Source organism: Desulfobacula phenolica (assembly GCF_900105645.1).
Classification (GTDB): domain Bacteria; phylum Desulfobacterota; class Desulfobacteria; order Desulfobacterales; family Desulfobacteraceae; genus Desulfobacula; species Desulfobacula toluolica.
The window spans coordinates 362,054-374,861 of the sequence record NZ_FNLL01000005.1; the positions used below are offsets into that span (position 1 = coordinate 362,054).

Annotated in this window: 15 protein-coding genes; 1 reads left to right on the forward strand and 14 read right to left on the reverse strand. The window is 40.1% G+C overall.

The window, feature by feature from the left end:
* Position 1 precedes the first annotated feature (1 nt).
* From rseP to coaE, 13 genes are all read right to left on the reverse strand, one after another.
* Positions 2-1,072, reverse strand: a complete 1,071-nt coding sequence (gene rseP / locus BLT94_RS10665; protein WP_092233778.1) for an RIP metalloprotease RseP — start codon at positions 1,070-1,072, stop codon at positions 2-4.
* Positions 1,073-1,086: 14 nt separating this feature from the next.
* Positions 1,087-2,235: a 1-deoxy-D-xylulose-5-phosphate reductoisomerase gene (locus BLT94_RS10670; protein WP_014957147.1), complete on the reverse strand. Its 1,149-nt coding sequence runs from the start codon at positions 2,233-2,235 to the stop codon at positions 1,087-1,089.
* The gene (locus tag BLT94_RS10675; RefSeq protein WP_092233781.1) at positions 2,232-3,047 is read right to left on the reverse strand and encodes a phosphatidate cytidylyltransferase; all 816 of its coding nucleotides are present in this window, start codon (positions 3,045-3,047) and stop codon (positions 2,232-2,234) included. Before BLT94_RS10675 ends, BLT94_RS10670 begins: the two co-directional genes overlap by 4 nt.
* Positions 3,023-3,784, reverse strand: coding sequence for an isoprenyl transferase (locus BLT94_RS10680; protein WP_092233783.1), 762 nt, complete (start codon positions 3,782-3,784; stop codon positions 3,023-3,025). Before BLT94_RS10680 ends, BLT94_RS10675 begins: the two co-directional genes overlap by 25 nt.
* Positions 3,774-4,331, reverse strand: coding sequence for a ribosome recycling factor (gene frr, locus BLT94_RS10685; protein ID WP_014957144.1), 558 nt, complete (start codon positions 4,329-4,331; stop codon positions 3,774-3,776). The genes BLT94_RS10680 and frr overlap by 11 nt, the downstream gene beginning before the upstream one ends.
* A 26-nt stretch (positions 4,332-4,357) precedes the next feature.
* Positions 4,358-5,083, reverse strand: a complete 726-nt coding sequence (gene pyrH / locus BLT94_RS10690) for a UMP kinase (RefSeq protein WP_014957143.1) — start codon at positions 5,081-5,083, stop codon at positions 4,358-4,360.
* 4 nt (positions 5,084-5,087) lie between these two features.
* Positions 5,088-5,684 (reverse strand): translation elongation factor Ts, encoded by a 597-nt coding sequence (gene tsf, locus BLT94_RS10695; protein WP_014957142.1) that lies wholly within the window; start codon positions 5,682-5,684, stop codon positions 5,088-5,090.
* 19 nt (positions 5,685-5,703) lie between these two features.
* Positions 5,704-6,558, reverse strand: coding sequence for a 30S ribosomal protein S2 (gene rpsB, locus BLT94_RS10700; protein ID WP_014957141.1), 855 nt, complete (start codon positions 6,556-6,558; stop codon positions 5,704-5,706).
* Between the two features lie 135 nt (positions 6,559-6,693).
* Complete coding sequence (gene prmC, locus BLT94_RS10705; RefSeq protein WP_014957140.1) at positions 6,694-7,584, reverse strand: peptide chain release factor N(5)-glutamine methyltransferase; 891 nt, start codon at positions 7,582-7,584, stop codon at positions 6,694-6,696.
* Positions 7,585-7,601: 17 nt separating this feature from the next.
* The gene (prfA, locus tag BLT94_RS10710; RefSeq protein WP_014957139.1) at positions 7,602-8,666 is read right to left on the reverse strand and encodes a peptide chain release factor 1; all 1,065 of its coding nucleotides are present in this window, start codon (positions 8,664-8,666) and stop codon (positions 7,602-7,604) included.
* Between the two features lie 86 nt (positions 8,667-8,752).
* A complete protein-coding gene (gene rpmE / locus BLT94_RS10715) occupies positions 8,753-8,971 on the reverse strand; it encodes a 50S ribosomal protein L31 (protein WP_014957138.1) in 219 nt (72 codons plus the stop codon).
* Between the two features lie 54 nt (positions 8,972-9,025).
* Complete coding sequence (rho, locus tag BLT94_RS10720; RefSeq protein WP_014957137.1) at positions 9,026-10,273, reverse strand: transcription termination factor Rho; 1,248 nt, start codon at positions 10,271-10,273, stop codon at positions 9,026-9,028.
* A 164-nt stretch (positions 10,274-10,437) separates the two neighbouring features.
* Positions 10,438-11,052, reverse strand: coding sequence for a dephospho-CoA kinase (coaE, locus tag BLT94_RS10725; RefSeq protein ID WP_175530325.1), 615 nt, complete (start codon positions 11,050-11,052; stop codon positions 10,438-10,440).
* 202 nt (positions 11,053-11,254) lie between these two features.
* On the opposite strand from coaE, the gene ndk reads away from it, so the two are divergent.
* Entirely contained in the window at positions 11,255-11,674 is a 420-nt protein-coding gene (gene ndk, locus BLT94_RS10730) for a nucleoside-diphosphate kinase (RefSeq protein ID WP_014957135.1), read from the forward strand.
* Between the two features lie 296 nt (positions 11,675-11,970).
* On the opposite strand, the gene larE is transcribed toward ndk, so the two are convergent.
* The gene (gene larE, locus BLT94_RS10735) at positions 11,971-12,801 is read right to left on the reverse strand and encodes an ATP-dependent sacrificial sulfur transferase LarE (RefSeq protein ID WP_092233786.1); all 831 of its coding nucleotides are present in this window, start codon (positions 12,799-12,801) and stop codon (positions 11,971-11,973) included.
* Positions 12,802-12,808 lie beyond the last annotated feature (7 nt).

Sequence of the window (12,808 nt, forward strand, 5' to 3'; positions counted from 1 at the left end):
ATTATCCACCATTGAACATTCTTACAATGTCATTATAAAAAACAAAAACCATGAGTGCCACAAGCACTGCTGCGCCGAATTTAATCAATTTTTCCCGCAAGCTATCACTGACGGCTTTGCCGGTCACAGCTTCAATGCCGAAAAACAATAGATGGCCGCCGTCCAAAACGGGAATTGGAAAAAGATTGATGATACCAAGATTTACTGACAGCAAGGCAATAAACCAGGCAAAATTCATCATACCTGCTTTTGCCTGCTCACCGGCCATTTGAGCAATCATTAAAGGACCGCCCAGGTTATCTGCTGAAATACTGCCATTGATCATTTTCACAACAGACAGCAGGGTTAACTTCACAAGCCCATAAGTATCCTTGATGGAATGCTGCAAAGCCTGAAAAAGATTAAGTTTCTTGTGATAAGATTCCCCGCTGCCGACAATACCAATAATATATTTTTCAATTTCTTCACCAAATACGTTTTTACCTGGCGAAAGAACAGGAGATATAACAAGCTCAATAAGTCTTGCTTCACGCTCAACAATAAAATCCAATTGTTTTCCATAACCTGTAGCTATAATCCTGGGGATATCTTCAAAAGATTCGATTTTAACCTGGTTGATCTCTTTGATCACATCTCCCGGTTTTATTCCTGCCGTAAAAGCCGGCGTATCTTCCAAAACTTGACCCACAACCGGTTCGGCCAAATAAATACCTGAAAACTGGTAAAGGATAAAAAAAATAAAAATAGCCAGAAAAAAATTAAAGAACGGACCTGCTGCAACAATGATGCTTTTTTGCAACAAAGATTTATGAGTAAAAGAAGAGTTGATATCTTCCGGATCAATTTCGCTTCCAGGCTCTTCTCCCACCATTTTAACATATCCGCCAAGAGGTATTGCAGACAGGCAATACTGGGTCCGGCCATATCTCTTTTTAAGAATTTTAGGTCCAAAACCCAGGGAAAACACCTCAACACCTACACCACAAAGCCTGGCCGCAATAAAGTGTCCAAATTCGTGGATAAAAACAAGAATACCAATAACAATAATAAATGCTATAGCCGAATGCCCCATAAAGACCTCACTGTTTATATCAGAGATTGCACTTTGTCCCGTGCCCAACCATCGGCTTCAATAATACCTGAAAGATCGGGATTGTCAATCCGGGTATGAAGTTCCATTGTTTTGGAAATCAATTTAAAAATATCTAAAAAACCGATGCGTTTTTGAAGAAAGGCATTGACCGCCACTTCATTGGCGGCATTCATGACAGCCGGCAAAGTTCCTTTTTGCCGACAGGCCTCAATTGCGAATAAAAGGGAGGGAAACCTTTGGGTATCAGGTTTTTCAAATGCCAGGCAATGAAGTGCTGTAAAATCAGGAAAATCCATTTGCAGTTCAATTCGATCAGGTTCAGACAAGGCATAAGCAATCGCCCCCTTCATATCCGGGCATCCCATTTGTGCAAGAATACTGCCGTCTTTATACCCGACCATGGAATGGATAATGCTCTGGGGATGAACAAGCACCTGGATTTGATCAGGGGTAACATCAAACAGATGAACCGCCTCAATAATCTCAAGACCTTTGTTCATGAGTGTGGCAGAGTCTATGGTAATTTTATGTCCCATATTCCAGGTGGGGTGATTCAGAGCGTCTTTTAAGGTAATTTCTTTGAATGCTTGAAATGGTTTTTCCCTGAAAGGCCCGCCTGAAGCCGTCAAAAATATGGTTTTTAAATCTTTTTTCTGGTTGCCCTTGAGGCATTGATAAATGGCACTGTGTTCGCTGTCCACAGGCAGAATTGAAACACCATTTTCCATGGCTTTGGCCATGACAATTTCACCTGCCATGACAAGAGTCTCCTTGTTGGCAAGGGCAATCTGTTTTTTTGCCTCAATTGCGCAAAGAGCTGGTTTTAAACCTGCTGCACCAACCATGGCCAGAAGAACCATGTCTGAACCATGATATGATGCAGCTTCACTATATCCGGCCTCACCAAACAAGATTTCAGGTCTGCATTTTCCTGTCAGCGCTCTTGACAGTTCCAGAGCTTTGGCTTCATCAAAAACCGAAACCAGTTCCGGTTCAAATTCATCAATTTGCTTTGCAAAACAATCTATATTATTCGCAGCTGTCAATGCTTTTACCCGGAAGCGATCAGGATGCATCCTGACAATATCCAGTGCGCTTGTACCAATGGAACCGGTTGATCCTAAAATTGACAGACGTTTCATAAAACAAACACCAAGCAAACATATACAACAGGTATGCCCAGCAGCAACCCGTCTATTCGATCAAGCATCCCGCCGTGTCCGGGAAGAATCCTGCCTGAATCTTTAATATGAGCTGCACGTTTCATGGCGGATTCAAACAAATCGCCAATTTGTCCGGCAACGGCAAGCAGAAAAGCTCCCGGCAGACTGAAAAATGCAAGGGAAAAATCATTGAAAAATATTTGACAAAAAATAAACCCTGCAACCATAGCGGCTGCAACACCACCCAATGATCCTTCAATGGTTTTATTGGGACTGATGTTAGGACAAAGCGCTCTTTTTCCAAAAAACGTACCCGTGTAAAATGCACCTGTATCATTGGCAAAAATAACTATCAAAAGCCATATGATCCATAATGTTCCCCCCTCCAATTCCTTGATAAAAATCAACAGGGACAAGGATACAGGGACATAAACAACCCCCAGAACCTGCCTGGAAATGGCATCGAATATGCCGGGAGTAACGGCAAACCGTGACAGAACAAAAATGGATAAGGCCATCAGGTTCATGGCAAGGATCAAGAACAATACTTCCCATGATCCTAAACAGGCACTGATAACCAGTGTCATTGAAACGGTATAGGAAATGATCTTGATGGTATTTGAAACAGGATTTTTTTCATTGCCAAAAATAATTATTAAATATTCCCTGATGGCAAACACAGCAATAGCTGAAACCACAACAGCGAACAATAGAGTACTGCCCTTGATGAGAATCCATAATAAGACAGGGACAAGTATGAGTGAAGTTATCCAGCGTTTGAAGTGCTGCATGATACCTTTCCGAACCGTCGATCCCTGTTTTGAAAATTTTTTAAGATTTCGACAAACTCAGCCCTGGAAAAATCCGGCCATAATGTATCGGAAATATAAATTTCAGAATATGCCGCCTGCCATAATAAAAAATTGCTCAAGCGATATTCCCCGCTGGTGCGAATAATCAAATCAGGGTCAGGCATTGTTTTCGTATAAAGATGATTTGAAATAAGATCCTGTGTAATATCAGAAAGTTCCAAGTTATTTGAGTTAATTTTTTTTGCAATTTCCCTTACAGCAGTTGTAATTTCTTCTCTTGAACCATAGCTCAGTGCAAGATTCAAAAGAAGTTTGTCATTATGTTTTGTCAACTCCATTGTTGTGTCAATTTCTTGTTGAACATCCAAAGGGAGTTTGTGTTTTTGACCAATCACATGAACACGAATATTATTTTTTAAAAATTCTTCTCTTTCAGATACAATGAATTTTTTCAGCAGCATCATTAATGCTTTTACTTCAGACTTCGGCCTTGCCCAGTTTTCCGTAGAAAATGCGTACAGGGTAAGTATTCCGATCCCCAATTCCATACAGGAAGTCACGATGGAACGAACAGCTTGAGACCCTCTCTCATGCCCTTTGACACGATTCATAAACCTTTTTTTGGCCCACCTGCCGTTGCCATCCATTATAATTCCCACATGGGCCGGCAAAACTTTAAGATCAGGAGTTACATTTTGTTTTGAGTCAGACTTCAAGAATTTCCTTTTCTTTTCCGGCAAAAATTTCGTCTAACTTTTTAATAAATTGATCCGTACTTTCCTGAACCAGCTTTTGAGCCTTAAAACTGTCATCCTCTGAAATATCCCCTTCTTTTTGAAGGTCTTTCAGGATTTCATTTGAATCTCTGCGGATATTTCTAATCGCCACTTTATAATCTTCACAAATTTTGGAAGCGCTTTTGGCAATCTCTTTTCTTCGCTCTTCAGTCAAAGGGGGTATGGATATTCTGATTAACTTGCCATCATTGGAGGGTGTAAGACCTAGGTTGGCTTTCAATATTGCTTTTTCAACCTGATTTATGACACTGACATCCCATGGCTTCACGGTAATCAGCCTGCTTTCAGGAATGGATACGGTTGCCATTTGCGGCAAAGGCGTCTGGGTGCCGTAGTAATCGACTTTAACACCATCAAGTATTGCCTGGGAGGCTCTTCCTGTACGCACCTTTGACAACTCTTTTTCAAAGGCTTTTTCAGATTTGCCCATTCTTTCTCTGGTTTCCTGGATCACTTCATTTATCATAACAACCTGTCCTCAATAGTGGTTAGCTATTTATTATAAATTCGAGTACCTATATCCTCCTGCCCCGTTACAGCCTTATAGATATTACCTTCCTGATGGAGATCAAAAACCTGCAATGGCAAATCATGTTCCATGGCCAAAGAAATCGCAGTCATATCCATGACATGAAGCTGTTTTTCAATAACCCTCATATAAGATAATTCTCTGAACATGACAGCATCATCGTGTACCACCGGATCTTTATCATAAACGCCATCTACCTGGGTGGCTTTAAAAAGAATCTGGGCATGAGTTTCATGAGCCCTCAACACAGCAGCTGTATCCGTTGTAAAATAAGGATTTCCAGTGCCGGCGGCAAAGATAACCACTCGACCCTTTTCAAGGTGTCGAATGGCTTTTAGACGAATAAACGGTTCCGCAATCCTGTCCATGGGGATGGCAGACTGCACCCGTGTTGGGACATCACACTTTTCCAAAGCATCACAAAGAGCCAGACTGTTTATAACAGTTGCCAGCATTCCCATATTATCGGCAGATGTTCTATCCATACCGGCCGAACTTCCTGCAACCCCCCTGAATATATTGCCCCCACCTACAACAATGGAAATCTGCACATTCAGACGGTAAACTTTTGCAATTTCTTCTGCAACATAATGAATCATTTCAGGGGTAATGCCAAAGCCCTGATTTCCCATCAGGGCCTCACCGCTTAACTTGATTAAAACCCGTTCAAATTCCGGCTCTTTGTTCAAGATTTTATTCTCCTATCTGGAAACGTGCAAATCTTTTAATCTGAATATTTTCACCTATTTTACCGATGGTTTCTTTTACCACGTCCGTAATGGTTTTCTGGGGATCTTTTACATACTGCTGACTCATCAGACAGACATCCTTGTAAAATTTTTCCACTTTACCATCAACGATTTTGTCAATAATATTTTCCGGTTTACCTTCTTCAAGCATTTGTGCCCGGTAAATTTCTCTTTCTTTTTCAATAATTGCAGCGTCAACATCCTCAGGATTCAAACCGGCAGGATTTGATGCGGCAATATGCATGGCAATATTTTTTGCAAACGCCTGAAAATCTTCTGTTTTAGCGACAAAATCAGACTCACAATTCACCTCAAGAAGAACACCTAATTTGGCACCGGTATGAATATAAGAATAAATAACACCTTCAGAGGTAGAGCGGCCTGCTCTTTTAGCGGCTTTAGCCAAGCCTTTTGTTCTCAGAAGATCAATCGCCTTTTCCATATCACCTTCTGCTTCGCCAAGGACTTTTTTGCAATCCATTATACCTGAACCTGTCGCCTCACGAAGCTCTTTTACCATTGCTGCGGAAATTTGCACCATTTTATTTCACTCCTTATCTTTACTCAGTAGCTTCTTTTATCTCTTCAACCGGTGTGGTTCGTCTTTTAATCTTTTCAACCACAGGGCCATCTGTCCCATCGGAAACGACTTCAATCGCCACTTTTTCATCGGAAAATTCAATCTTTTCCTCTATATCATCCTTATCGGATTCAGCTCTTTGTTTTTCTTCATAAAGCTCTCTTCCTTCTATACAGGCATCTGCAATACTGGAAGCAAAAAGACGAATGGATCTGATGGCATCATCATTTCCAGGAATCACATAATCAATATCATCAGGATCACAATTTGTATCAACAACAGCAACAACAGGAATCCCAAGCCGCTTACCCTCTTTTACTGCAATTGCTTCATTTTTGGGATCAATAACAAAAATTGCGCCGGGCAATCTTTTCATATGGCTGATACCACCAATGGCAAACTCAAGTTTACCTTTCTCTTTGAGCATTTTTCCCTGCTCTTTTTTGGGATAATTTTCAAGGGTTCCGTCATTTTCAATTGAATTTAAAAAATGAAATCGGGTGATATTATTCTTTATTGTCTGAAAATTGGTCAACATGCCGCCGAGCCATCTGTTTTGAACATAAAACTGTTCAGCACGGTTTGCTTCTTCATAGATTGCTTCGGATGCCTGTTTTTTTGTACCGACGAACAGGACGTCCTGACCGTTGGCCGCTACATCCTTAATGAAATCATGGGCTTGCTTGAACAATTTTACAGTCTGTTGCAGATCAATAATATAAATTCCATTTCTCGCGCCAAAGATATACTTTTTCATCTTTGGGTTCCAGCGCTTTGTCTGATGGCCGAAATGAACACCAGCCTCCAAAAGTTCTCTAATTGTAATATAAGCCATTTGTTCTCCAAATTAATTAATGGTTTTTTCCACCACTCAGATCATCCCTGAAATTCGACTTTTTTAAAAGCACCTGATTTTCAAGTCCCTGAGTGTGAGTTTTCTTAAAATCCAACAAAAATCCTAATTTATATATCAATAATTATTATTTTTATCAATTGTTTTTTTTATCAAAACAACCCTGTCACGACCTGCCAGATCCCTTATAAAATCAATAGATCCATACTGAGGATACCGTTCAAAAACACCCTGAATCCCATTTTTCTGGTCAAATCCCATTTCAAACAAAACTATCCCTCCGGGAACAAGATAATGATGCGCTTCGTATAGGATAGATCTAAAACAGTCAAGTCCATCACTACCCCCGTCAAGAGCAAGCAAGGGTTCAAACTTCCTTATTTCAGGCTGGAGATATTGAATATCTCCAGACGGAATATAAGGCGGATTTGAAACAATCAAATCAAACCTGGGTATTTTTTTCAGAGATGAAAACCAGGCACTTCCCAAAAACCTGACTTTGCCCTTGACAATTTTTTCAGCATTTTTTTTAGCTATTTCAAGTGCTGTATCAGAAATATCGCTTGCAAAATAGGAATGTCCGGGAGCTGCCTTTGCCAAAGAAACAATAATCGCACCAGAGCCTGTTCCAAGTTCAAGAACGGTTTTGGGATTAATATTTTTTGGATCTGAAAGTAATATTTTTAATGCTTCTTCAACAATGGTTTCCGTATCAGGTCTGGGAATCAAAACACCTTTTTCAACCTCAAAATCAGATTCAAAAAAACCTTTTTTCCCTGTGATATAAGCAACCGGCTCGTTTTGTATTCTTCTTTTGATTAAAATTTTAAAAATGGACAACTCATTTTTCTGAAGCGGCCGATCATGCTGAAGATAAAGATCAAGTCGCTTTATGCCAAGACAATGGGACAACAGAATCTCGGCCGTCAGCCGCGGACTGTCGATGGAGTATTCCTTGAAATAGGATTCTGTCCAGGAAAGAATTTTAATGATTGTCCAGTCAGGCATTGTTTTTTTGCATTGTTTTAGACAATTTCCTTTAATGCCTGTGCCTGATTGTGTGTTTTAAGTTCATCAATAATTTCCTGAATACTGCCTTCCATAATGCTGTCCAATTTATAAAGCGTCAGACCTATTCTATGGTCTGTCATCCTGCCCTGAGGAAAATTATAGGTTCTTATCCTGCCGCTGCGATCACCTGAACCGACTTGTCCTTTTCTATCAGCCGCCCGCTTACCCTCTTCTTCTCTTACCTTGGCATCAAGAATGCGGGACTTGAGAACATTCATGGCCTTGACCTTATTTTTGTGTTGGGATTTCTCATCCTGACAGGTGGCCACCACACCAGTAGGCAGATGGGTAATCCTCACCGCAGAATCCGTGGTGTTGACCGACTGTCCGCCAGGACCTGAAGACCGAAACACATCAACTTTCAGATCGGCAGGATTAATATCAATATCAATATCTTCAGCCTCAGGAAGAACGGCCACAGTCACAGCAGACGTATGTACCCGGCCCTGGGTTTCCGTCTCAGGTACTCGCTGGACACGATGAGTACCGCTTTCATATTTAAAACTGCTGAAAGCACCTTTACCCTTCACCAGAGCGACAACTTCTTTGAACCCGCCCGAACCGGAGACATTTTTCTCGATAATTTCCATGGCCCAGTTTTTGGATTCAACATACCTTGAATACATTCTGAACAAGTCACCCGCAAAAATACCCGCCTCTTCTCCTCCGGTTCCAGCCCGAATTTCAAGAATGACATTTTTACTGTCCCTGGGATCCTTGGGCATCAAAAGAAGATTGATCTGAGAGTGTGCCGCACCTATTCTTGCCTCAAGATCCGGAACTTCTTCTTTTGCCATGGCCCTTATCTCAGAATCATCATCCTTTAAAAGCTCCTTTGCCTCTTTCAGTTCTTCCAAAAGCCCTTCATATTCTCTGAACAACGGAACAATCTTATTAAGCTCCCCATGTTCTATCAAATACTCCTGATATTTTTTCTGGTCACTGATAACGGCCGGATCACTCAAAAGATGCTCAAGTTTAACAAACCTTTCTTCTATGCCTCTTAATTTCTCTATCATAATTTTAAAAACTCAAAGGGTTTTAAAAAATCAAAAGGGGTACTTTTTATCAAGTCCCCTTTTTGATTGCAGATTATCAGGATATGCTAAATAAGTTTTGTAACGTCAAACCCTGCATATTTCTTTTTAAAGCGGTCAATCCTTCCTGCAGAGTCAACCAGCTTTTGTTTTCCTGTAAAAAAAGGATGACACTTGGAACAAATTTCCACTTTAATATTTTCTTTTGTTGACCCGACTTCAAATTTTGCACCACAAGCACAGGAGGCTGTTGATTGTGTGTATTTTGGATGTATGTCTTTTTTCATTTCTCTTTAAACTCCTTACCACGCCTTATTTCAGGCATTCATTTAATTCTCACTCTATGAATTCATCAATTCAAGAAACTCTTTATTATCCTTTGTTCCTTCCATTTTTTCAAGTAAAAACTGCATACTGTCAACAGAATTTAAACTGGACAACAATTTTCTTAAAATCCAAACCCTATTTAAAACCATTGGATCAAGCAGTAATTCTTCTTTTCTCGTCCCGGATTTATTCATGTCAATGGCAGGAAAAACTCTTTTATCAGCAAGCTTTCGATCCAACACAAGCTCCATGTTTCCCGTACCCTTAAACTCTTCAAATATGACTTCATCCATACGACTGCCGGTATCCACCAAAGCTGTTGCGATAATAGTCAAACTGCCGCCTTCTTCGATATTTCTTGCAGCCCCGAAAAATCTTTTGGGCCTGTCAAGGGCGTTTGAATCAACACCGCCGGACAAAATTTTACCTGATGGCGGCATTACTGAGTTATATGCCCGGGCAAGCCTTGTAATGCTGTCAAGCAAAATCACAACGTCATGGCCCTGCTCTACAATTCTTTTGGCTTTTTCAATAACCATCTCCGCCACCTGAACATGTCGTTCCGAAGGTTCATCAAAGGTTGAACTGACGACTTCCGCATCAACGGAACGTGCCATATCCGTAACTTCTTCCGGGCGTTCATCAATCAGCACAATCATCGGAATGATATCTTTATGGGCCTTGATCATGCTGTTGGCAATATTCTGCAGCAACATTGTCTTTCCAGCTTTTGGCGGTGATACAATCAATCCGCGCTGACCAAAGCCGATTGGGCACATCATATCAATCACACGCATGGAATAATTATCTGATTCAGCCTCAAGATTCATTTTCCGATCAGGATAAAGAGGCAATAAATTATCAAAAAGAATGGTTTCCGCAGCCAGTTCTGGATTTTGAAAATTAACGGCTTCCACTTTCAACAATGCAAAATACCGTTCGGAATCTTTAGGTTGCCGAACCTGACCGGAAATAGTATCACCGGTCCTCAAATTAAACCGCCTTATTTGGGAAGGAGAAACATAAATATCATCCGGACCGGGAAGATAGTTATATCCGGGAGCCCTTAAAAAACCAAAACCATCAGGGAGAATTTCCAGTGTTCCTTCACCATAAATCTGACCGCTTTCTTCAATGTTTGCCTGAAGCAAAGCAAATATCAATTCCTGCTTTTTAAGCCCGCCAATCCCCTGGATTTTGTAGTCCTTAGCAAGCTTTGAAAGCTCACTAATCTTCATCTTATTTAATTTTACAAGGTTCATTCCCTCTCCCAAATTTTTGTTTATTATCTTTTACAGGCTAAGATTGTATAAAAGTTGTAATTGAAGTGCGCCTTTTTGAAGTCTGAAAGCCAAAAATGACATGGAAAAAACAGACAGATGGTTGAAATTAAGTTTCCTAAAATTTAACTATTAAGGCAAAAAACTCATGTTGTCAAGAATTCTTTTTGAATTTCTTCAAAGAGATTATCAACAGATTCAAAGAGTTCGGAGCTTGTTCCTTTGTTTATGATAACATAATCCGCCTTGACCGTTTTTTCTTCCTGAGGCATCTGAAGATCAAGCATTTTTTGAGCATCTTTCAATGTCACCTTATCCCTATCTGAAATTCTTTTCACAAGGTCCGGATCATTTGCCGTGACAACAATTGTAACATCAAATTGTTTCTCCATACCCAATTCAAACAACAACGGCACTTCAACTGCAACCGCTTTTTTATCAGTATATGCAGCATTTTTCATCTGGGCAGCCATTTCTTTAATGATTTGGGGATGCAAAATATCCTCCATTTTTTTTCGCATCTTTGGATCATTCACAATTATATTTCGCAGCCGTGGTCTGTCTAAAGAGCCGTCTTTTAAAACTATTTCTTGACCAAACAATTGTGTTATTTTTGTAAACCCTTGCATCCCAGGCTCAACAACCTGCCTTGCAATCACATCACAATCCAAAGTGACCAAGCCGATTTCTTTAAACCGCCGACACACAAGACTTTTTCCGGAGCCTGCCGACCCTGTAACCGCAATCCTTAAAATTTTCATATAAATTTAAAACCAAATATAGGGAAAAATGAGTTTTGAGCAGTGCTTGAACAGTATTTGAGCAGTGAAAATTAAATTATCAGTTCTGCTTTTCTCATAACCCGCTACCCATAATTCACCACTCGCCTTTGTTGACTATAATACGGTTTTGTGGTAGTTTTCAAGCCTATTTTTATAATAATAATTGAAAGGATTTTAGATTTTGGAAAGAACATTATCAATAATCAAACCCGATGGGGTTGCCAAAAACGTAATTGGTGAAGTAATTAAAAGGTTTGAAACTGCTGGCATAAAAATTGCTGCTATGAAAATGATTCAGCTCACAAAAGTACAGGCCCAAGGATTTTATGCTGTTCATAAAGAACGCCCTTTTTTTGGCAGCCTGACGGATTTCATGACTTCAGGGCCGATTGTTGTTATGGTTCTTGAAGGAGAAGATGTGATTGCAAAAAACAGAAAACTCATGGGTGCTACCAATTTTGAAGAAGCAGAAGAAGGCACCATCAGAAAAGATTATGCAACAGACATAGAAAAAAATGTTGTCCATGGTTCTGATGCGCCTGAAACTGCCGCCTTTGAAATCGGATATTTTTTCAATGACCTTGAGATCCAGAAAAGATAACCCGACATTGATATAATGTCTATCTGCGTAAAAGCATAGCCGCAGTCCGTATTTTAATTTTAAGGCTGCGGTTTTTTATCAGGCGACCAGAACACTTTCAGTATCAGCACCCCCACCCCCCTCACAAAACAATCAGTGATACAGCTTTAACCCCTTTTTTTTCTTACAAATCCTTCAAATTCGTCATGTACGATATCATCATCTTCAACGTTAGCCTTAACAAGCAAAAATCAAAGATTTTTTTTTATTTTTTGCCAAAACGACACTAAAATCTTTAAATAAAGACCTGGTAGAATCTAAAGATAAATATCCGACCCGATTTGCCCATTGAACATTTCATAATCCTTCTTTCCCGGCATATAAGCATTAATATCAATATTAGCCTGCTTGAATCCTATGGCTCGAAATTTCTTTGATATCTTCTGTCGAATAAGCACATTTGATATTCTGTCTATGAGGTCGGGTTCAACTTCAATACTGGCCGATTTCCCATTATATCTCACCCGCACCTGAGCAAATCCCAAATTCTGCAAAAATGCTTCTGCCTTATCCACCATAATAAGATGTCCAGCCTTTATTGGTTCATGATAGGGAATCCGCGTTGCAAGACATGATTGAGAAGGCTTGTCCCAGGTTTCAAGCCCCATGTGTTTTGAAAAAAGCCTGATATCAGATTTGGTAAGCTTTGCATCGGCCAGGGGAGAAAGAAAGCCAAGCTCTCCTGCAGCCTTTAACCCCGGCCGAAACTCTTTTAGATCATCCTGGTTTACCCCATGAAGCAAAAACTCAATGCTCTGCTTTTCAGCCATCTTTTTGATCAGCGAAAACATTTGCTTTTTGCAATAGTAACAACGGTCAACCGGATTGCAAACCACATCTTTATTTTCAAGAATATCCACGTCAAGACAGATATGTTCAACACCTATTGAACGGGCGATTTGCTTTGCAAAATCAATTTCCCTTTCCGGCACGAATTGTGATGACACAGTGATGGCAAGCAATTTTTGTGGAACAATTTTTTTTGCCAATGCCAAAAGAAAGGTACTGTCAACACCGCCTGAAAACGCCACAACAAAAGCAGACAGTCTTTTTAATCTTTTTTCAATTTTCTTGATTTTATTTTGCAACCGGTTT

Bases quoted from the DNA above. Each gene is read 5' to 3' on its own strand.
- rseP (WP_092233778.1), bottom strand. From the start codon at position 1,072: ATGGGGCATTCGGCTATAGCATTTATTATTGTTATTGGTATTCTTGTT.
- BLT94_RS10670 (WP_014957147.1), bottom strand. From the start codon at position 2,235: ATGAAACGTCTGTCAATTTTAGGATCAACCGGTTCCATTGGTACAAGC.
- BLT94_RS10675 (WP_092233781.1), bottom strand. From the start codon at position 3,047: ATGCAGCACTTCAAACGCTGGATAACTTCACTCATACTTGTCCCTGTC.
- frr (WP_014957144.1), bottom strand. From the start codon at position 4,331: ATGATAAATGAAGTGATCCAGGAAACCAGAGAAAGAATGGGCAAATCT.
- tsf (WP_014957142.1), bottom strand. From the start codon at position 5,684: ATGGTGCAAATTTCCGCAGCAATGGTAAAAGAGCTTCGTGAGGCGACA.
- rpsB (WP_014957141.1), bottom strand. From the start codon at position 6,558: ATGGCTTATATTACAATTAGAGAACTTTTGGAGGCTGGTGTTCATTTC.
- prmC (WP_014957140.1), bottom strand. From the start codon at position 7,584: ATGCCTGACTGGACAATCATTAAAATTCTTTCCTGGACAGAATCCTAT.
- prfA (WP_014957139.1), bottom strand. From the start codon at position 8,666: ATGATAGAGAAATTAAGAGGCATAGAAGAAAGGTTTGTTAAACTTGAG.
- rpmE (WP_014957138.1), bottom strand. From the start codon at position 8,971: ATGAAAAAAGACATACATCCAAAATACACACAATCAACAGCCTCCTGT.
- rho (WP_014957137.1), bottom strand. From the start codon at position 10,273: ATGAACCTTGTAAAATTAAATAAGATGAAGATTAGTGAGCTTTCAAAG.
- coaE (WP_175530325.1), bottom strand. From the start codon at position 11,052: ATGAAAATTTTAAGGATTGCGGTTACAGGGTCGGCAGGCTCCGGAAAA.